This is a genomic window from Prevotella sp. ne3005 (genome assembly GCF_900110085.1).
Taxonomy (GTDB): domain Bacteria; phylum Bacteroidota; class Bacteroidia; order Bacteroidales; family Bacteroidaceae; genus Prevotella.
This window is the reverse complement of record NZ_FOCK01000005.1, coordinates 85,147-106,519: the sequence shown is the minus strand read 5'-3', so window position 1 is coordinate 106,519 and position 21,373 is coordinate 85,147. Positions and strand designations below refer to the sequence as shown.

At 49.2% G+C, this 21,373-nt stretch carries 16 protein-coding genes and 1 pseudogene; 9 read left to right on the top strand and 8 right to left on the bottom strand.

Annotation, left to right across the window (positions count from 1 at the left end; genetic code table 11):
• Positions 1 to 9 precede the first annotated feature (9 nt).
• From BMY16_RS15840 to BMY16_RS08485, 4 genes and pseudogenes are all read right to left on the bottom strand, one after another.
• Positions 10 to 1,293, bottom strand: coding sequence for a family 43 glycosylhydrolase (locus BMY16_RS15840; protein WP_244513017.1), 1,284 nt, complete (start codon positions 1,291 to 1,293; stop codon positions 10 to 12).
• 15 nt (positions 1,294 to 1,308) lie between these two features.
• A pseudogene (locus BMY16_RS08495) lies at positions 1,309 to 4,362 on the bottom strand (alpha/beta fold hydrolase); the annotation flags it as partial.
• 193 nt (positions 4,363 to 4,555) lie between these two features.
• The gene (locus tag BMY16_RS08490) at positions 4,556 to 6,070 is read right to left on the bottom strand and encodes a RagB/SusD family nutrient uptake outer membrane protein (protein ID WP_091841657.1); all 1,515 of its coding nucleotides are present in this window, start codon (positions 6,068 to 6,070) and stop codon (positions 4,556 to 4,558) included.
• Between the two features lie 12 nt (positions 6,071 to 6,082).
• Entirely contained in the window at positions 6,083 to 9,196 is a 3,114-nt protein-coding gene (locus tag BMY16_RS08485) for a SusC/RagA family TonB-linked outer membrane protein (protein ID WP_091841655.1), read from the bottom strand.
• A gap of 208 nt (positions 9,197 to 9,404) precedes the next feature.
• Between BMY16_RS08485 and BMY16_RS08480 the strand changes: the two genes are divergently transcribed.
• The 4 genes from BMY16_RS08480 (at position 9,405) to BMY16_RS15930 (ending at position 15,023) form a co-directional block, all read left to right on the top strand.
• The gene (locus tag BMY16_RS08480) at positions 9,405 to 13,301 is read left to right on the top strand and encodes a hybrid sensor histidine kinase/response regulator transcription factor (RefSeq protein ID WP_091841653.1); all 3,897 of its coding nucleotides are present in this window, start codon (positions 9,405 to 9,407) and stop codon (positions 13,299 to 13,301) included.
• A gap of 134 nt (positions 13,302 to 13,435) precedes the next feature.
• Positions 13,436 to 14,041, top strand: coding sequence for a flavodoxin (locus BMY16_RS08475; RefSeq protein ID WP_091841651.1), 606 nt, complete (start codon positions 13,436 to 13,438; stop codon positions 14,039 to 14,041).
• An 11-nt stretch (positions 14,042 to 14,052) separates the two neighbouring features.
• A complete protein-coding gene (locus BMY16_RS08470) occupies positions 14,053 to 14,898 on the top strand; it encodes an aldo/keto reductase (protein WP_091841979.1) in 846 nt (281 codons plus the stop codon).
• Positions 14,898 to 15,023, top strand: a complete 126-nt coding sequence (locus BMY16_RS15930; protein ID WP_139207176.1) for an iron-containing alcohol dehydrogenase — start codon at positions 14,898 to 14,900, stop codon at positions 15,021 to 15,023. The genes BMY16_RS08470 and BMY16_RS15930 overlap by 1 nt, the downstream gene beginning before the upstream one ends.
• 296 nt (positions 15,024 to 15,319) lie before the next feature.
• On the opposite strand, the gene BMY16_RS08465 is transcribed toward BMY16_RS15930, so the two are convergent.
• Positions 15,320 to 15,691 carry a thioesterase family protein gene (locus BMY16_RS08465; RefSeq protein WP_170836054.1) on the bottom strand — a complete coding sequence of 124 codons (372 nt, stop codon included), beginning with the start codon at positions 15,689 to 15,691 and terminating at the stop codon, positions 15,320 to 15,322.
• A 97-nt stretch (positions 15,692 to 15,788) separates the two neighbouring features.
• Here BMY16_RS08465 and BMY16_RS08460 point away from each other — a divergent pair, with 97 nt between their 5' ends.
• Entirely contained in the window at positions 15,789 to 16,316 is a 528-nt protein-coding gene (locus BMY16_RS08460; protein WP_091841650.1) for a hypothetical protein, read from the top strand.
• Between the two features lie 103 nt (positions 16,317 to 16,419).
• Positions 16,420 to 16,806 carry an HAD family hydrolase gene (locus BMY16_RS08455; RefSeq protein ID WP_170836053.1) on the top strand — a complete coding sequence of 129 codons (387 nt, stop codon included), beginning with the start codon at positions 16,420 to 16,422 and terminating at the stop codon, positions 16,804 to 16,806.
• Positions 16,807 to 16,870: 64 nt separating this feature from the next.
• On the opposite strand, the gene BMY16_RS08450 is transcribed toward BMY16_RS08455, so the two are convergent.
• Both BMY16_RS08450 and BMY16_RS08445 read right to left on the bottom strand, forming a co-directional pair.
• A complete protein-coding gene (locus BMY16_RS08450) occupies positions 16,871 to 17,506 on the bottom strand; it encodes a GNAT family N-acetyltransferase (RefSeq protein ID WP_091841647.1) in 636 nt (211 codons plus the stop codon).
• Positions 17,507 to 17,512: 6 nt separating this feature from the next.
• On the bottom strand, positions 17,513 to 17,722 hold the full coding sequence (locus BMY16_RS08445; protein WP_091841645.1) for an NAD(P)H-dependent oxidoreductase: 210 nt from the start codon (positions 17,720 to 17,722) through the stop codon (positions 17,513 to 17,515).
• A 202-nt stretch (positions 17,723 to 17,924) separates the two neighbouring features.
• Here BMY16_RS08445 and BMY16_RS08440 point away from each other — a divergent pair, with 202 nt between their 5' ends.
• Positions 17,925 to 18,599: a flavodoxin family protein gene (locus BMY16_RS08440; RefSeq protein WP_091841643.1), complete on the top strand. Its 675-nt coding sequence runs from the start codon at positions 17,925 to 17,927 to the stop codon at positions 18,597 to 18,599.
• A 69-nt stretch (positions 18,600 to 18,668) separates the two neighbouring features.
• On the opposite strand, the gene BMY16_RS08435 is transcribed toward BMY16_RS08440, so the two are convergent.
• Entirely contained in the window at positions 18,669 to 19,562 is an 894-nt protein-coding gene (locus BMY16_RS08435; protein ID WP_091841642.1) for a helix-turn-helix domain-containing protein, read from the bottom strand.
• A gap of 150 nt (positions 19,563 to 19,712) precedes the next feature.
• Here BMY16_RS08435 and BMY16_RS08430 point away from each other — a divergent pair, with 150 nt between their 5' ends.
• Positions 19,713 to 20,648, top strand: coding sequence for an aldo/keto reductase (locus BMY16_RS08430; protein WP_091841640.1), 936 nt, complete (start codon positions 19,713 to 19,715; stop codon positions 20,646 to 20,648).
• Positions 20,649 to 20,667: 19 nt separating this feature from the next.
• A complete protein-coding gene (locus BMY16_RS08425) occupies positions 20,668 to 21,372 on the top strand; it encodes a flavodoxin (RefSeq protein WP_091841639.1) in 705 nt (234 codons plus the stop codon).
• Position 21,373 lies beyond the last annotated feature (1 nt).

Here is a 21,373-nt window from a genome sequence, read left to right as displayed (position 1 = left end):
CTTTATTATCTATTCATTATATACTGCTAAAACATTTACAAAGCAACCGTCCGTACCATAAAGGTTGTGACGTTTGTCAGTCCAATTACTCCTGTCGCCAGTCACTTCTATCACCAGTTCATATTCATCCATTGGCAGTATCGGACTGGCATAACGAATTCCCTGTTCTGGCATTTTGGCATAGAAGTCTATGAGAGTTGTTACACACACCTTCCCTTTTTGATTACGGATGGTCAGTTTAGCATACCCTCCGTGAGCATTTGCCTCACCTGTTACAAATATTCTTCTGCCCTTGAAGGGAATGGTGGTTTTTGCTCCAATGTCATTCGACGAGAAGTTGACTTGTGTCTTCAAACATTCCTTTAACGGGTCAACAGGTGCTATAGTCCGAACATCCCATGCATTCCAATAGGCAGGAATAGAGAGTCTAACTCCATTGGTCTGCAATGGCAACCAGACATATGTAGCGGCAGAAGCCTGATGGGGGTAGCTCCAACGGTCGCCCATATACATCGGTGTTCCATCGGGTAGTTTCATGACAAAGGTCGTCTGCGAGTTCCATGTCAGTGAACCTTCTGGACAAAAGTTTCCTTGACGCGTCCAAGGGCCAGCTGGAGATGGAGCCGTAAAATAGTAATTGTCATTACGTTCCCAACTAGTCAGGTTCGATGTCAGCAGATAGTAGATACCGTCTTTTTTGAACATTGCAGGCGACTCCCCCATTCCTTCCACACGGGCCACCATCGTATCAACTGACAAGTAATCATTGCTCAGCCGATAGATGGGTCCATGATGGATAAGAAGATAGCCAGTACCGTCATCATCCTGAAAAACGCCCATATCCCACTGCTTTATCGGTTTGCCTTTATATTGAAGCGTACCCTTCAGTTGATACTCTCCGTTAATTGCTGGAGAAGTGGCTATGCCGATATGCGGATCATTATAGTCCATTGCATCGGTATGCATCAGCATGACATATTGTCCTGTCTTGGGACACTTCATCACCTTCACACGTTCACCCACCCGTTGCGGACCAAGGATGCCATTCTTCTGAACAGGTAAGACCACTCTTTCAAAACGCCAGGTAGCCAAGTCGGAAGAAGAATAACAAGAAAAACCGGGAAACGCATTGGTTGAATCTGATTTGTATTCACCAAACAGCCAGTAGCGTCCATTGTCATATGTTATACCTGCCCCATGGGCATTCACGACGTTACCATGTTGGTCATACCATGGAACACCATTGATGACTACATAGCTGAAAGGGCGCAAAAACTGTCGTATACATTCCAAAGAGCGTTGAAAATCCTCTACGCCAAAACCATGTCCAGCATTTGGTATTTCAAGCAGTTGGGCATCCTTGAATAGTTTAACAGCCCGACGGGAATAATCTATTTGCACTACAGGGTCGGCATCACCGTGAATAATAAGAACAGGCCTGCGATATGCCTCAACAGCCTTGTAGGGATCCATATTGCGGAGTTCTGTAAAGAATCGTCGTCCGATGGGTACCCGCCAAACTTCTGTGGTATCTGGAATCTCGGATACCTGTGGATAGCGACTGTTCCAATTGTCGGGGATGCACAAGGCCGGAAACTCGAGAATCAGTTTACTGATATCTTTCTGCATGCTGGCAGCGGTTAGAACTGCTATAAGGCCGCCTTGACTACTACCAAGAAGTACGATATTCTTTTTGTCGACATCTGAACGCGACTTAAAGTATCGCACGACGGTCTCCAATGCTTTCTGCTCGTCAATCACAGACATGTTTACCGTATTGTTGTCTGTCCGGCTTCCAGTACCGCCACATGGAAAATCAAAGGTATAGCACATATACCCCATCTCATTCAGCATTTTAAAATAACTGCGTCCAAAATGATGTGCTCCGTTGAAGCCATGGGCCACTATCACGATCGGATGTTTCTTTTGTCCATTGTCAGGCGTACTCAGCACGCCGTAGATCGGATGCTCGCCACGTTTTATCCATAGTTCTTTCTCTACGGAAGGCTGCAGTGCGGGGGCTGCTGTTTTCTTTAGCATCACTGGGCCTATCAATCCTGAGCGGAGAAGTGGGGTGTCTTTTTCAAAAAACTTAAACGAGACGATAGCCTTGCGCTTGGAGGGGCGTGGCTGTCCCTGACTGAGCCATTCCGGCACTTCTTTCATAAACCGGCCAATGGTTGGTGAATTGGGAGCTGCTCCGAAGGCCACTGGTTCAGACCATTCCACATCGTCAGGTTCCTGTTCGTCGCCCACCATACGATTCACCCACAGATTTGTGACATCAACCTCCAGCAGATTGTCACCACCAAGTAGTGACTCTGTAATGTCAATGGTAAAGGGTGGTCGCCAGAGTGTACCACAAACCTTTCCATTCACCCGAACTACTGCAAGATTCTTCACTTCGCCCAGATCGAGGATATATCGGTAGTGGCGGTCGAATTCTTTCAGATACAGACGCTGCTCATAATGTGCAGTCCCTGAGAAATATTTAATATCGTTATCAGCCGACTCATTCCAAAGTGTCAGCGATGGCCATTCCACCACCTTACCCTCATCGAACCTGACCGTCCACTTTCTAGTTACAGGTATGATGTCGGTGATGTCTTCTGAGAAAGACTCTTTTCCCGAACCAGTTTCAGCCGTTGGATTCCTGAAGACGAGGAACACGGCTCGCCGTGTGGTCAGATTCAACGTCACTTGTGTCTTGCCGTCTGCCATCTTCCATATTTCTGCCTCAGACATATTCCCTGTTTCCGGATCCCACACCTCAGGCAGTCTGCCCGTACCTGTAATAGTAACATGAGGCATCAGCGTACTGTCCTTGGTATTGGCTACGAAATAGATATCGGTCTCACCGTCCCGCCGGTGTATCCAGTGGATGCTGTGGGCGTCAGTGGTCAGCGAGGCATCCCTGCTCTTGAAATCATCCACGTAAACCCCTCGCTGCAGCAATGCCTGGCATCTGGCAAAGTAAGAGAACAAAGGCTTGGCACCATCCTTCCACCATGTCTGTCCTGGCGTCCACTGTGTACCCCACATACCGAACGACATGCCAGGCTTGGCATTCACCCAAGGATTGTGTGCGCCAGCATGCAGCATCAGCTTGTTAATGCCACGGCAGAAAGCCGAGTCGGCGATGGCTTTCAGCCGTGCTGGATCATCTTTCCACGCATATAGGGGCCAGCAGGTGAATCCCTCTGCATAGACGATTTCGTGTCCTGCCCGTCTTGTCGCATCCACCACCCTCGGTACGTCATTCCATCCCCAGTTGGTGGGGTTGGTCCAGAACTCGGCACTAATGGGATCATCTGCCGCCAACTGCCTGCAGATTTTGTCGGTATTGATAGGATTGAAACGGCCACTTCCTCCCCCCGTTCCGTAGGGCTGTACCAATAGCTGTAGGCCGTGCTCATGCGCCAACTGGCTCATATAACCGTAATAATGCTCGGCAAACAGGTCGGTAACCGTTTCACGCCAGTCATTCAGAAACTTCTTGCTGCTCGCCTTGTCACCGATAGTCATCCCCGCAGCCACGGGCAACCAAGTCAACATGTCGTAGCCACGCCGTTTCTGAAATTCCCAAGGCATCGCTGAGGTCCAGTCCTGACCACCAGCCTCATAGCTGTCAATTTCCAATCGTTGGAATGTCTTCCCAATTTCATCGCCAGCTAGACTTATTAAGATAGAGGGATAAGACTCCCAGAAATGCCTGATTGCCTCACGGTTCATTTTGTCACACTCCAATCCAACACCACTCTCTGGCGACGTAGCCACATTGGTTTTCCCGTTGGGTGTATGCCCGAAACGATAGATCCTCCAACGTCCTTGAGGCATCTTCCAATGCAGTATGCCCTTGCTGTCCATCTTGCCAGTCAGATTCCTGATCGAACTCATCGGCACGCTGTCCTGATCGGGGACAGCTATCACTGCCACATCCCGATAATAACTATACTGTGGCTCTGTCTCTGGCATGATGAGACGAGTGCGACTCCTGCCAGAAGCTACCGTTGTGCTCCATACCAGTTTCTGCATGGCATATTCCTGTTTGACCGCCGGATAGGCGCTTGACGACCATCCTGGACAGTTATGCGTGCCGAACGATAAACCCAGCCGACGGCACTCGTCGATGGCAAAGCGCATCAGTCGTTGCCATCTCTCAGAACCGATGGCATTGGTGGTGTCCTTAGCGAGACCCTGCATGGGGCCACCCACCTGAAAGTTCTGCACACCACCAATACCCGCCTCTTTGTAGGCTTCCAGATCGGCCGTGATTCCCTCTCTCGAGACGAGTCCATCCATCCACTGCCATATCATAAGCGGCTTCGCCTCCGCCGGAGGATTCCTGAATGCATCCTCCATGGTCTGACCCTCTGCCCCTATGCCTGCCAGAAACAGGATACTCATCATCAAATATCGTATCGTCATCGCTTTTTTATAAAAAGAAGGGGACAGGAGGTTGAAGGTCCTGCCCCTTCTCACTAACAATTAACATTAACTAAAACTAATAACGTGAAAAATAACAACTTATTATGAATAATGATGCTAATTCTTATTAATATCCAGGGTTCTGTTCAAGGATTCCATTTGACTCCGTAATGGCAAACTGTGGAATGGGGAACAGCACTTGATAGTCCTGAGCATTATTGCCACGCTCACGAGCCAGTTTTATATACACCCCGTGGCGGATCAGGTCTTGACGACGCATGCCCTCACCAAATAGTTCATGACCACGTTCCAGCAGCAGATAGTCGCGGAATGCCTCTTTACTGGCAGTTGCCGATGCGGGAATCTCCACACCAGCTCGGTCGGTCACCTGCTTCAGAGCCTGAACAGCCTCGGCACTCGGACCGTTCAGTTCATTCTCGGCTTCAGCAAACGACAACAGGACTTCTGCATAGCGGAGCACGGGCTGGGCTGTCTGTGTTCCCCAGTTGGCAAACTGCGTGTCCATATACTTGACAGGAATGGCTCCAACCATACCGGACTCTCTAGTTATGTGTTGGTTACTTGAATTGTCATATTCACAGAGGATGACCTGTTTGCGTGTGTCATTATCCTCAAAGGTGTCATAAAATTCCCAGCGCATGCAGTAAACCTTCCATCCAGAGAAATAATTATCCTCAGTACCACGGATATACGATGTACCTTTACTCGTATAGCCACGCTTGAAATCATTAGGAAGCACTTCGGTCACATAATAGTTATCTGATGCTGTGTTTGAAGGTACGGCCCATATAAGTTCATCGTTAACTGCCGACTTGAAAACATCCTCGTAGTTGGCCAGTAACGAGTAGCCCATTCCCATCAACGTCTTGGCCACAGCTTTTGCCTGCTGCCAATTTTTCTCATGCATATAAAGACGAAGCTTGATACCATATGCTATTGCCTTTGACATTCGTCCCCACTCATCAGGATTAGAGTTATATTTGTCAGGGAAAGAAGTCGTGGTAATGGCATCGTCAAGATCCTTTTCAATGTAACCGATATAGACATTATTTGATGGTCGCGGCTCTATGGTGTTGTCCATCAGTGTCGATGGATCTAATTTCACATTCAACGGTCCAAAGAAGTCAAGCAGTGTATACATATAGAATGCACGCAAAGTCTTGGCCTCCGCAATATAGCGAGTACGAACAGCCTCTGTCGAACCGCTGCTTTTCTCCATCTGATTGATTACATCTGTAGCTCGGGCAACAAATCGCAGTACGTTGTAAGTAGTATTGATAGCACCACCTGTAGAAGGGCCAACGTTGAATTCGTCATATACATAACTTGAGTAGTGACGCATGATATCAGTCGTAACCATGCCTCCCGCAAAATAGGCATTGATATCTGCGTTGAAAAGGGAGTTATACCAGCCACCCGTGCCGCCATCACTATATCCCCAGTTGGTTGTCAATGGCAGGTAAAGTCCTGTTACAGCTGCATCGAAGTCGCCTTCGGTCTTGAAGAAATTATTTGGCGACATATCCGTGAAGTTCTTTGTCTCTAGCGTGTCCTCACACGAAGTGAGCAGAGTCACCATTGCTACTGCGCACATCATAGCGCTTATCATGATCTTTTTCATATTCTGTCTGAGTTAAAAGTTAAGATTAAATCCGAATGAGAGTGACAAAGCCTGCGGGTAGGGATTGCCCGTCGAGAGTTCGGGATCAAAGCCGTCATATCCAGTAAAGGTAGCCACATTCTGCGCATCCACGAAGAAGCGGGCACCACGGATGAAGTTGCTCTTCAGGAAGACACTTTGTGGCAACGTGTAGCCAAGGGTGATGTTCTTCAACTTGACGTAACTGCCATCTTGTAGATAGAAATCGTTGGCACCCGATGGATTCTTGCTGTCGTATGGATTGGTTGCAATACCTGGCATCCAGCCTTGTCCTTTCTGACAGTTCCAAACATCTGTCATGACATTGGTATAAGTGTTACTAGGTGCATTACCATTGTTGCCGAGGTTTGCTGCTACGGGAATCTGGCCGTAGGTCCTGCCTGTTCCGCTGTTATGGGAACCTATATATTTCTTGAAACCAAGAGCGCTATAGAAGTATATGTTCAGGTCGAAGCCCTTCCAACTCCATGTATTGCCAAAGCCTATCATCCAGCGTGGCGTGCTGTTACCTAATTTAACTACATCCTTGGCATCAAGTACACCATCACCATTCTGGTCAACATACTTGATATTACCAATATTGGCATCGGGCATATACGATGGGATATCGCTCTTACTGCGGATAATGCCTGCAGTCTGCCACCCATAGATAGCGTCAATCTCACCCTTTTCGTCGATATACTCCGCCAGAGCCACTTCCGGGTTACGCTCCACCCAACTGGCCTTGAAATAGGATACGTTTAGCGTGGTCTCCCACTTAAAGGTCTTGCTGTTCAGATTGTCGCTGTTCAGGGAGAACTCAAAGCCCTCGCTCTTGGTTTCACCGATATTGGCAGCCACACGCCCCACGGCGTTGTTTGAGGGCAGCGTCTGATAGTCAAGCAGATCCTTTACGCCACGATGGAAGAATTCGATAGAGCCATTGATGCGCTGGTTGAATAGTCCATAGTCGATACCGATGTTCAGTGTGTAATCGGTTTCCCATTTCAGTTCCGGATTCTCTATCTGAGTCAGCATCAGTCCGGTATGCATCGTCGAGCCGATCAGGAAGTTATAGACTGAGCGGTAGAGCGACTGCGAGTTGGTGCCCAGCACATTCTCATTACCCGTAGCACCATAGCCCACTCTGAGTTTCAAATTGCTGATGGCCTTGGCGTTCTGCATAAAGGACTCTTCACTCAGTCGCCATGCCACGGAAGCACTAGGGAAAAACCCCCATTTCTTGTTCTCGGCGAAATAGCTCGATCCGTCACGACGAGCAGTGATGGTCACGATGTAACGATCCTTATACGAATAGTTGGCACGGAAGAATTGTGACAGTTTCGTGCGCTCAGCATAGTTGGAGCTGATACCCTCTTTATCCTTATCACTGGCTATACCTACATTGTTGTAACCAAAGGCATCGGTAAAGAAGTCGGACCCCGTAAGCCCGAAGCTCTCGCTGGTGGTCTTATAGTAACCAGCACCCAATACTGCCGACACATGATGTACTTCGCCAAACGTCTTGTCGTAGTTCAGATACGACTCAATACTGGCATTTACCACCTTTGATTGTCCCAGACTGGCCATACCCTCCTGAGCATTCACATTATTCGCGTGCTTAGGGATAAAGAACTTTCTGACAGATGTCTGCGTGTCATAGCCACCCACGCCCCTCAGCGTTAGCCCGTCCATCAACTTCAGGTCGAAAGAGGGCGCGATGAATATGCGCTCCGTCGTGGTCTTATCCTCTATCTCACAATAAGATACCGGGTTCGTGTAGAGTTTATTATAGCTCTTGTTATAATTGCCGTTCTCGTCCATCACGGCAATGTCCGGCGCATAGTCAATGAGTCGCATGATCATGTTATCGCCATTACCGCCCGTACCTACGGAGGTGCTGTTGGCATTCACATTCGAGTAGCTGAACTTAATACCCGCCTTGAAGATTCTCGAGAACTCCTGATCCAGATTCAGTCGCAGGTTATGGCGCTTCAGTCCCGACTGTTTCAAAATACCCTGATTATCGTAATAATTATAAGAGAAGAAATACTTCGTCTTGTCATTACCGCCATTGACCGATACGTTCTGATCAATCACATACCCCGTTCTCGACACCTCGTCAATCCACTTGGTATCTGCCTCATAGCCATCCACGTTGTCGAATACGAGCTGATAGCCACTGAGGTCTTCGGGGTTGTCGCCATACACACCCATCTTATTATTATAAAGGTAATACTCCTTTGTCCAGAAGTTGGCCTGCTCTCTGAACTGTCGGGCATTGAGCACCTCGGGGTATTTCTTCATCAGCTGAGCCGTGAAAACACTACGATATTCCACCTTCGGTTTGCCCGACTTTCCGTTCTTGGTTGTAATCAGTACGACACCGTTAGCAGCCGAAGCACCATAGATGGCAGCCGCCGAAGCATCCTTCAACACCTCAATGCTCTCAATGTCATTAGGATTGATCGTATTCAGCGGGTCACGATCCACGCCAGCCATATAGTCATATCCCGGTGTGCTGATGCCTGGCGTTGCCGACGAGTTGGTCTGGATAGGAACGCCGTCGATTACATAGAGCGGGGCATTGCTACCATGAGGCGATGCTGCCCCACGGATATTGATAGAGATACCCGCACCAGGCTGAGCAGAGCTCTGTGTAGCCGACATACCCGTAACGCGACCTTGTAGCATCTGACTCACGCTGGTACTGCTGACGGAATTCAGCTGATCACCATTGACAGAAGCCACGGCGCCAGTGATGTCCTTTCTGCGCGACGTACCATAACCGATCACCACCACTTCATCCAGCCCATTGGCCTCCTCTTCAAGCGTGATGTGCATAGGCGCATTCGTAGGCTTAATGTCCTGCGACTTATAGCCGATGTAAGAAACAGAAATCATGGTTCCCTGCCCCACCTGAAGCGAGAAGCGCCCTTCCAGGTCAGTTACCGTGGCATTCTTTGTCCCTTTTTCCACTACTGTGGCTCCGATGACGGGGACACCGTCCCGATCGGCCACGACACCACTGGCCTTTTGGTTTTGTGCCATGGTCACCATACTGCAGATGGTGAACAAAGCCAAGAAGAATAATTTTGTTTTACTCATGTTAAAAATGTTTTTAGTTAATAATTGAGTTATCTCTCAGTTTGATTCCGGCTGCAAAGTTAGGGTGTTTTCCAGAAACAGGCTTGTCTATGCCGTTCATTAGCTTTCACTATTTGTGCAAAGTGAGGTTTCACACTATTTTTCTTTTATAATTATATAGGTATATGAGGATTTTTTTGTAAGTTTGCACCAGAAAAAGAACTCTACTATGCAACTGAAGACAATTCTTCTACTTATCATTTCACTATCACTAAGCTATCCGTCCAAAGGCTGGCTAGCTAACGAATACGTATTAACCGAACTGCCCACCCAGCAACAATTGCCAGTGGCCAATGTCCACTGCATCTATCAGGACAGGGAGGGATTTATCTGGTATGGAACCCGGGGAGGAGGCTTGTGCCGTGACAATGGCTATCATATTGATGTCTTTCGCTCCGACCGCAATCATCCCGACTTGATCGGTGCAAGTAATGATATTACAAGTCTGGCAGGCGATTTCCACAATCATATCCTTTTCTCCACGAAGGAGGGTCTTTATATGCTCGACAAAAACGACTACACCATCCATGTCGTCGATCAGCAACTGGCGGGCAAATCCGCAGGGCCCATATTAGTGGCATCCGATAGTACCGTCTGGGTTTGTTCTTCAAAACAGGTCTATCATTATGACCAGCATCTGCACCTCATGGCAACCATCCCATCGAAATGGAAGGGTCAAGATGCATGGGCGTCGCGCATCATGCAGGACAGCCACGGCAGTATATGGGTGACACAATGGAATGGCGGCATCGTGAGATACAATCAAACCACCCGCCAGTTTGAAGAACAATACTGGGAAGAACGCATCCCCCCAGCCGACCTTGTGGAAGACCCCACGGGACACGGCTTCTGGGTAGGCACCTGGGGAAAGGGTATCATGCACTACGACCCCAATCATCGCCGGGTGACGCCATTCCCCTGCACATACGGCGATGCCAACACCTCGCTGACCATCCATCTCATCGGCGACACCTCCTCCCCACGGCTATGGGCGTCAACGATGTATGGTCTACGCGCCTACGACATCATAGACGGCAGTCTGCACCCCGTAAGTCTGGGCGGTATCTTGCCTGAGGGCATGAGCGTCATCGACAACACGGCCTTCGATAACAATGGTAACCTCTGGGTTTCAGGATTCTCGCCCCACACGTTTATCCTGTCACATCCCGACACGAGCATCATGAAAGCCGACCTCTCGTCTATCAGAAAGCAGTTGCACAACCGCCCCTTCATCCGCAACACCGTGAAAGAAGGCGACAACATCTGGCTGGGGCAAGATCGCGAACCTATCGCACTATATCTGCCAAAGGCTGGAACCATCGCTTTCGACAAGAATGTGAGCACCATCTCCCGCCCCAGCGTGACCGATTTCTGCAAGCGTCAAGACGAGCAGGGCATCTGGGGGAAAGAGCAGAATCTGCTCTATCACCTCTGGTACGACGGGCATACAGTCCAGTCACGGGTAGAAACCAAGGCACGAGGCAACATCAACTGCATTCTCGATGCTGGCGACGGTGAGGTTTACATTGGCCATCAAGAAGGTATTGACATCTACCATACTACGGCCAAGATGATCAGTTCGTTCCCTATTTCAGCCAAACAGGTCGTGGCTATATTAAAAGCCCGCGACGGTAATCTATATTATGCCTCCGACGAGAACCACCTGACATGCTATAACCCGAGACAAGGCAAACGGATGATTTTGGTGAAAAGCGAGATTACCGATCTGGCCGAAGACAGCAAAGGATGTATCTGGGCATCAACCCGTCATGGCGACCTGCTATGCTATCATCCAGAAACCGGCAAGACCACTATCGACGGCAAAGGCAGCAATACCAACGGCGACAATATCAAACATATAGCTATTGATGCCAAGGGGCATCTCTGGCTGCTATCCGACCAGATGGTGAAAGAGTACAATCCCCGAAGCGGGGCCTATCGCATCTTCCGTTCATCCGACAAGGCTATCCAGATGGACTGTTTCCATCATGTCAAGGCCGAAGGCGACCATGTGACAATCGACGGTGCCGGAGGCATTCTCTACATCCAACCGTCGGCTAACATCGACCAACTCTCATCTGGAGCATCGCCCATCGTCACATCGGTCACCATCGACGGCATCCGACGAATCGTAGGCATGAATAGTAAGGAACTCGACATCCGTCATGATGCGGTCAACATCGAAATACAATTCTCCACCCTCAACTATCTGCATGCCGACAAGGTTTCCTATGCCTATCGGCTCAGCTCCATCGATACCCAATGGCACTATCTGCCACAGGGCGTTAACAAGGCTACCTTCGTCCTGCTGCCCAAAGGCAACTACACGCTCGAATTGATGGCTACCGACGAGTACGGCTGCTGGGGACAGAGCGTCCATGCCCTCCAGCTCCACCGGCTGCCAGCCTGGTACGAGTCGTGGTGGGCCTATCTACTCTATCTGCTGACGGCCGTCCTGCTAATGGGCAGCATCACCCGCTACTATCTGAGACGCCAGAAGGAAAAGCAGCAACATCAGATGGATGTGCAACTGACAGAGATGAAACTGCGCTTCTTTACGAACATCAGCCACGAACTGCGTACCCCACTCACACTCATACTCACGCCGTTGGAGAGCATGGTGAGGAAAATTGACCGCTGGCAACAAGAGGATCAGGAAGAGACACACCTCACCTTTATCAGCAATCAACTTATGATGATCCAGCGGAATGCCCAACGGCTGCTATCGCTTGTCAACAACCTTCTCGACTTCCGCAAACTGGAGATGGGGCAACAGAAACTGGAACTGACCAACGGCGACATCTTCGAGTTTGTCCGCACCGTCTGCGAAACATTCCGTCCCATATCCACCGAAAAAGGCATCGGCCTGGGATATGCCATTCCCAACGAACAGCTCTATATCAATTTCGACAGCCGCAAATTACAGCATATCTTATACAATCTGCTCAGCAATGCCTTCAAGTTCACACCTGCAGGCGGCCAGATAGCAGTAAGCATAGCCAAGACTGATACAGAGTGGCTCAGCATCACCGTAAAGGATACCGGATGCGGCATCCCCAGTCGCGACCTTCCACACATCTTCGACCGTTACTACCAAAGCAAGAACACGGCAGACCCTTCGGTGACCGGCACTGGAATCGGGCTACATCTAACCAAAGAATACCTACAGCTTCATGGCGGAAACATTACCGTCAACAGCAAGCTTGGCGAGGGCACCACTTTCACAGCCTTTCTGCCTACAAACATAAAGATGAAGGAGCAGCCCCTGCCTGCCGAGCCTCATCAGCAGGCAGAAACATCAGAGACCGAATCCCATAAGGCCAATCTGCTCATTGTTGACGACAACGACGAGTTCCGTCAGTTCCTGTGCGGCGAACTGGCAGAGCAATACAACATCCATCAGGCAGCCAATGGCGAGGAGGCGCTCACCGTAATTGCCGAGCAGGATATCGACCTGATGGTATCCGACGTGATGATGCCCGCCATGGATGGAATGACGCTCTGCCGCCGTATCAAGCAAGACGTCAACACATCCCACGTGATGGTCATCTTGCTGACAGCCCGCACTGCCGAAGAAAGCAAGATAGAGGGATTCCGGGCAGGAGCCGACGACTACCTATCAAAGCCGTTCAACATGGAGATGCTACAACTGCGCATCAGCCATCTGTTGGAATTGCGCCGCCAACGCAATCAGGATTTCCTGAAAGGTGAGGATGTCGAAGTCGAGGCTGTAGCACTCAATGAGATCGACCAAAAATTCCTTCGTAGTGCCGTCGAGGCAATAGAGCGTCATCTCAGCAACGAAGAATACGACATCGATGCCCTGGCGGCCGATGTCTGTATGAGTCGCTCCACCCTCTACCGTAAGCTTCATTCACTGACAGGTCAAAAGCCCAGCCTATTCATTCGGGCTATACGCCTCAAGCATGCCGCCCGCATGATAAAGGAAGGCAGCTACAACCTCACAGAGATATCCACGCTTTGCGGATTCTCCTCACCGAGTTATTTCAGCCGCTGTTTCAAAGCCCAATACGGCATACCACCTGGTAGTTACTGTTCTTCATAATAGCAATAATTACACATTATTTTGTATATAAACGAACGATTTCAGTAAAATGTGAAAACAATGGCGCAATTTGTGAAACCAAAGTATCAGAAAAACGCTGTACCTTTGCACCCAGTTAGAAACTACAAACGATTATGAATATCAAGAGTATTATCACAGCCGTTATTGGTCTGCTCGTATCCACAGCATGCAGCGGCGGCGCTAAACAAGAGAAAGTTATGAATAAGGATTCAAAGGCAATTGTAGTGTTCTTCTCACATGCTGGAGACAACTACGCAGTAGGAAACATTGAGGTGGGCAACACGAAGATTGTTGCCGACTACATCACTGAGTTGACGGGTGCAAAGCAGTTTGAAATCGTCACCCACAAGTACGACGGTATGGCTTATACCCCGCTCATCAATCTGGCGAAAGAAGAAACTAAGAAGGGTGAATTACCTGAGTACGAAGGCGACGTGGATCTGAGCGGCTACGACACCGTATTCATTGGTGGTCCCGTATGGTGGGGCACTTATCCGCAAGTGATGTTTACCTTTTTCAAGAAGCATGCTAACGACCTGAAGGGTAAGACCGTCATCCCTTTCACCACTCACGAAGGGTCAGGATTGGCCAACTGTGTAGAGGATGTGAAGGATGCATTCCCTGGCGCAAATGTGCTGAAAGGTTTCAGCATTTACGGACACGAAGTGCGTACGGAAAAGAAAAAGGTCGAGAAGTGGCTCAATGATATAGGATATTAACAATGAATAATATGGAATACATAAAACTGTATAACGGTGTTCAGATGCCGACATTGGGCTACGGTGTGTTTCTCGTAAGCCCTGAAGAGTGTGAGCGTTGCGTGAGTGATGCATTAAGTGTAGGCTATCGCCTGATTGATACGGCACAGGCCTATCAAAACGAGGAAGGCGTTGGTAATGCCTGGCGTAAGAGCGGACTGAAGCGCGAGGACATATTCCTTGTAACAAAGGTCTGGATTTCGAACAACGGCGAGGAAAAGGCCGCCAAGAGTATCGATGAGAGTCTGCGCAAATTGCAGACGGAGTATATCGACCTGCTGCTCATCCATCAAGCCTACGGCGACGTGTTCGGTACTTGGCGGGCGATGGAGAAAGCCTATCGTGCTGGCAAGGTGCGTGCCATCGGTGTGAGCAACTTCCAGGCTGGCCGTTTCTTCGACTTCGCCCACTATGTAGAGCTGAAGCCGATGGTAAACCAGCTGCAATGCAACACGCTTATCCAGCAGACGGGCATCGAGCCGATTCATGCTGAATTTGGCACAAAGGTAATGGCCTGGGGACCGCTTGGCGGACAGGGCGTCGACGGCATCGTGAAGAGCGAGGCGCTGACTGCTATCGGAGCCAAGTATGGTAAGAGTGCAGCCCAGGTTGCCCTCCGCTGGCTCACCCAGCGCGGCATCGTAGCTATTCCCAAGTCGAGTCATAAGGAGCGCATGGAGCAAAACTTCGACGTCTTCGACTTCTCGCTGAGTGATGACGATATGGCACAGATCGCTCAGATGAACCAGCACGACACGGGCACCATCAACTTCGGAGACCCGCAATTTGTGAAATATCTCATCAAGAATTACGGATAATGAAACAAGTATCAGTATTAGTGGGTGCAATGGCACGTAAGGCCTGCGGTGCAGAAGGTGTGCTCCACAGATTCACCGATCTAACCCCTGCTGACGTTGAGAAGATTTTCAGAATGTGTCTGTAACTATTAGATTAAAGCCCAGTTCCTATATATCAGGGAACTGGGCTTCTCAATCATGCAAGAAATCACCATTATTTGCTTTCAGGTTATCTCTATTTGCTGTATCATATCACTTAATTGTCATTGATATACGACTTCGTGGTCATATCATAATACAGTGCCTCTCGTTCGAGCTCTGCTCGCTTGCAAGGCAAGAACTCTGTTAACGTCAACTTCTCAACAGAATGCTCGATTACCCTTAAAGCTCGTCACGTCTGAAGTCATCTGACTGTCCGAAACGTCCTGTGTATGCCATAATACTATAGTCTTGACATGAATGTCTCTCGATCTACAATAATTCTCAGGTGTGTACCTTCTCCTATAAGCGTTTCGCCAGAATAAGCAGCCACTTTGAACTCAATCTTCTTTCCGTCAACCTTAGTCACTTCGGCTACTGCCTTAACTACATCACCAGTTTTTGAGGGCTTTAGATGAGATGACTCGATGTGGCCACCAACGGTAGTCAGTCCTTCGGGAAGGAAATCCTTGACGGCAAGCATGGCTGCATTCTCCATCAAGGCCATCATCATAGGAGTTGCCAAAACTGGCATATCCCCAGAGCCAATAGTTATAGCAGTAACATCATCTGTAACTGTCAATTCGCTCGTATGTTTTAGTCCAATTTCTATCATATCTCATAAACAATCCTAATTGTTGGCACAAAAGTACTGAAAATCGGGCAGAAATGAATAACTTTGCCCTCAATTACAACAAAGTTTAAGAGATACAATGGAACAATTTGAAGATAAGCTGCACCAAGATCTGCACCAGTTCCTACTGTCAATGAAGGAGGTTGATGAACACTTGCCGGAGTGTCTTGATGTGGAAGATAAATGGGAAGAGATAGCCAAGGCCTATATCCCAGATGGCATCCGCGAGTTTCAAGACTTCCCGTCGGCATCACTCGGCTGGATGATGTATATCGGTATGGCCGTTGCTAAGATGTGGGACACGGAATGGGATATCTATTCAAAGATTCACGACCTCTATGCCTACATGCGAGACAAGAGGGGCTACGATTCAATGGACGAATATATCCGTGAAGATGTCCTTCTACTGCAAGGTGTTGACTATACCGTTCTGGAGAAAGTCACTGGCGAGTGTGCCTCACGGGTCTATAATGCCTTGATGCACCAGCATATAGAGCCAGGAACCAAGGAGGCTTTTGATGCCTATGTCTCATGCCTGCATCAACTCTACCTGTTTGGAGCCGCCATGCAGTTGAACAGAATGGGCTATCACATGACTAAAATGTAATCGACGTAAGTCGCTTGCCAAAGCAAGAACTGATGAACGACCAGAGCAAGCAGTATGACAAAGAGGGAGAAGAACTCAAATGGGGACGAATGGAATAAGAGGCATGAGCATAAAACTGATCATATTTGACTTTGACGGGACGCTGGGCGACACTCGACGGAATATCGTTACAACCATGCAGATGACCATCAAGGAACTGCAACTGCCAAGCCGCACTGAGGCAGAGTGTGCAGCCACCATAGGATTGCCGTTGGCCGGGTGTTTCAGGACACTGTTCCCTGATATTCAGGATGAACTCATCCCCCGATGCGCAGAAACATATCGCAGGATATTCAATGAGAATCTGCAGAAGATTACGCCAGAAGCCTTCCCAGGCGTTGTCAAGACCCTGAAAACACTGAAGGAACAAGGTTTTACGCTCACTATCGCTTCGTCCCGTTCACGCAATTCCCTCACGGAGTTGACTCACAATATGGGTATTGCCAGATAGCCATCCGACTTCTCAGCCAACAACTGGTTGCGCCTCAGTTCACCCTACGCCATCATGCCATCGTCTATAATGTCAAGTGTTTCATGGGATGACCACCCCATTGGTTATCATTCACGTATTGGAAGCCAACGGATGCGTATAATGCCTCGCCAACGGGATTGTCCTTATCTACCAATAGTCCGACACATGGCAACCCCAGACGATTGGCCCGTTCCTTGGTAGCCAACAACAGCTTTCGGGCAATGCCCTGACGACGATATTCTGGAAGCACGGCCAAAGAATCAAGATACAATTCGCCAGCCTGCGTCTCATCGTCCATACCCGTATGATCCTTGCCGATATGTTCTTTGGCAGCCTCGATAAAGGCTCGCCGAAGTTCATGCAGAAGCCCACCATCATAGCTGACGGAAATGCCGACAACCCTATCTGCATCCATTGCCACCAGCGTATTCCGATAACTGTATTGCGAATCCTCGCGTTCAACAAGCATTGTCATCATCTTGCGGAAGGCTGCGAGTAAGCGAGAGCGGCGCAAGCTCGCTTGCTCAGCCGAGTGTGAGCAGGCTCGGCCGGAGGCCAAGTCCTCCAGCCCGTCCCCTTCACCACAAAAATACAGGCAACAGTCATCCGTCATGGCCGTCATTATCAGGCTGGCAATCTCTGCCGCCTGGTTCTTGGTCGCTTCTCGAATCTCTATCATTCCTTCTTATCTGATGAAATTAGTCCAAACCGGCTGTTCTTTCTGAGGATGTCCGTCTTCGATAACGTTCAGTTTCTTGATCATCCAAGCCATGTTGCGCCCCAGTGTCCGCATCGTCTGCATGCCCTCGGCGTTCAGCGTATTTGCCAACTTGCTGAGTGCCTGGAAAGTATTCCCATGCTCTTTCGGGCTTCCGTTTATCAATAATACCTTCATATCTTGATGTTACTCATCTATAAATCCTAATTATTCTCAAAAGATGGCACAAAGTTACGCATTATTCTCCGTATTTTATAAGAAATGACTATTTTTGCAACAAAGTTTAATAATACAAGCAGATAAATCGGAATTCATACTATTGAAGTAAATTCCAATTTAAGAACCATTTTTCAATTCAGATAAAAAGAAGACAGAAGTTATGACAAAAGCATTATTCATCAACGGAAGTCCGCGTAAGAACGGTAATACGGCACAGCTGCTGAAACGTGCCATGGACGGTGCCAGAGAGGCTGGTGCCGAGGTGGAACTGGTGAATCTCTATGACCGCAGCCTGAACTTCAAGGGTTGTATGTCGTGTTTCGCCTGTAAGGTTAAGGGCGGTAAAAAGGGAGTCTGCTCTTTCAAGGACGACCTGCAGCCCATACTCCAGAAGGCAGTGGAGACCGACGTGCTGGTGTGCGGCTCGCCCAACTATTGCGGCTACCCTTCAGCAGCCCTTCGTGCATTTATGGAGCGAATAGAGTTTCCCGCAGTCAACTATTCTGACTACTCCAAGCCCGTCGTGCTGAAGCGCATCTGTTCGGCTACCATCTATACGATGAACTGTCCCAACGAAGAGGTGTATCGCCAGATGAACTATCACATTCTTATGGACACTTCTGCCCAGCAACTCGGTGCGTTCGGACCTACGGAGATATTATACTCCTACGACACCTATCAGTTCCCCAACTACGACCGCTACGATGCTGCCACGTTCAGCGAGGCTCACAAGGCTGAGGTGCGCGACACACAGTTCCCTCTCGACCTCGAAAAAGCTTACGAGTTGGGCAAGCGCCTGGTTAAAAAAATTAAGGAAAATCTCCTCGTCGAGTGACACATCACTGGTTATCATCGCAGAGAACGAGGGATTGTTCTAATATATTATCGGTTGACAGCAATCATGTTATTTCCTGATAAAGTCGGAAGGGGTAACGCCAAAATGCTTCTTGAACTGGCGGGTGAAATGCTGTGGATAGTCGAATCCAAGACTTTCTGCAGCCTCTGAGATGGTAGATCCGCTCATCAGGAGCTGCTGGGCACGTTGCATGATGAAACGGCGGATATGGGAGGTAGCAGAGTCGCCTGTCAGTTCACGGATCAGGTCACCGAAATAGTTGGGAGACAGGAACAGCTGCTGGGCACAGTATTTCACGGTAGGCAGTCCCATTTGTCGCTGCATGCCGTCATCATAGTATTTCCGTAGCAGATGCTCAAAGCGAGGCAACAGGTCAGAGTTTGTTGAAGTGGCCGACGTGGAGAGTTGAAGCGCATAATAGCGAGCTATGAGTTCCAGCACCTGTTCTATCTGCGAGGTAACGATCCGGAGGGTGTGGCAGTCCTCATCGCCAAGCAGTTCCTTACGAATCGCGTCCAGCAAAGTAACGATACTTTGCCGTTGTTCTGGCGTCAAAAGCAGAGCCTCGCTGGTGGTATAGGAGAAGAAATGATAGTCAGCCATGCGACGGCCAAGTTCGGTGTTACGCAGCAGTTCAGTGTCGAAGAGCAGTGCCCAGCCTTTGGTATGTATTTCCTCACCTGTGTCAGTTTTGCCACCTATCTGTCCCGGGGCTACGCACATCAGTGCATGGCGATGCAGCACGTATTGAAGCTGTCCGTAAGACAAATCTTCCAGTTCCTCATCACCGATAAACATACCATATACATCGTAGTTGTTGAGCGAGTGACGGCAATGCTCCAGCTCGTCGTAGTGGATGACCGAGACGAGCGGATGCAACTCCGGCGCTCCGATGTATCGGGCATAGTCGTTGACGCGATGGACTCTTAATATCTTCTCCATAACGGGGGCGAAATTACACATTTTTTCCGACATAAAAGCGAAAAAACAGCGAAATCCGTAAAATCGGTTGATTTATCAGTAAAACAGTTAGGAGTTTTTTGCGTAATTAGTCGTACCTTCGCACCATCAAATCAAAAACAGTAAGAAGATATGAGTAAGATTGCATTAGGAACCTGGGCCTGGGGCGCAGGAGCATTCGGCGGAGACGCCGTATTTGGGAGTAAGACTGACGTAGATAACCTGAAGCCTGTGTTCGACGCAGCCATGAAAGCCGGGTTGAACCTCTGGGACACGGCTACCGTCTATGGCATGGGTGAGTCGGAGAAGATTCTCGGAACATTCGTAGCAGGCGAAAAGCGTGAGACGGTGGAGGTGTCAACCAAGTTCACTCCGCAACTTGCAGAGATGTTTGACAACAGTGTGGAGAAGATGGCCGATGCCTCTATCGAGCGCATGGGCTGCGACTATATTGACATCTACTGGATTCACAACCCGATGGACGTGGAGCGCTGGACACCTGGACTGATTCCCCTGTTGCAGTCGGGAAAGGTGAAGCGTGTGGGTGTGTCGAACCACAACATCAAGGAGATTCAGCGTGCCAACGAGATTCTGGGCGAGGCGGGCTTCAAGGTAAGTGCCGTACAGAACCACTTTTCTCTACTCTACCGTTCGTCAGAGAAAGGCGGCGTGCTGGACTATTGCAAAGAGAACGGCATCGAGTTCTGGGCCTATATGGTGCTGGAGCAGGGAGCCCTATCTGGTAAGTATAATAAGGAGAACCCGCTGCCTGCAGAGAGTGATCGCGGTAAGAAGTACAACCCCGTGCTGCCTCAGTTAGAGGCGCTGACCAACGAGATGACCGCCATCGGGCAGAAGTATGGTGTCTCATGCTCTCAGATTGGTATCGCATGGGCCATCGCCAAAGGTACGCTGCCCATCATCGGAGCCACGAAGGAGCGCCACGTCATCGAGGCTGCCGAGGCAGCCAAGATTCAACTGACAGCTGAGGAAATCTCTAAACTCGAAGCACTTGCCGATGCCACAGGCATTGATACACGTGGCGGTTGGGAACATAGTATGGAATAATTGAAAATATACAATTGCCATGAAGAAAATAATGTTTCTCTTTTGTACGATGCTCACATTGCTGAGTACAAGCGCATCATCGAAGACACTCGTGGTGTACTACAGCTATACAGGTAACTGCCGTGAGATAGTAACCACGCTGACCAGCCAGATTCAGGCTGACGTGCTGGAGATTCAACCAGCCGAGAAGGGACTGAAGTACGAGGCCAACAATTACGCATTGGGTACTCAGTTGCTCAATGCCATCAAGGCCAACCCCAATGATGCCGGCAGCTATCCTGCCATCGACCCCGTAACGACATCTTTGAACGATTACGAAACCATCATCATCGTTACCCCCCTCTGGTGGAGCCAGATGGCAGCCAATATGCAAACCTACCTGTTCAACTATGGTTCACAACTGGCTGGCAAGAACATCGGTCTGATTGTATCGAGTGCCAGCAGCGGCATCAGTGGTGTGGTCGACGACTGTAAACGTCTTGTACCTGACGGCAAATACTTCAGCGAGAATCTCTGGATCAATCACTCCAATCACTCAAACCGGGCAACACTGATCCAGAACTGGCTCTCTGCCATTAATTATAATACTGTTACCGGCATCAACGAGACCAAAACCACAACAGCAGCACCCACCTGTATCTATGACTTAGGCGGTCGGATGTTAGTTAAGGAACCATCAAAAGGAATATACATTAAAAACGGCAAGAAGGTCGTGATTAAGTGAG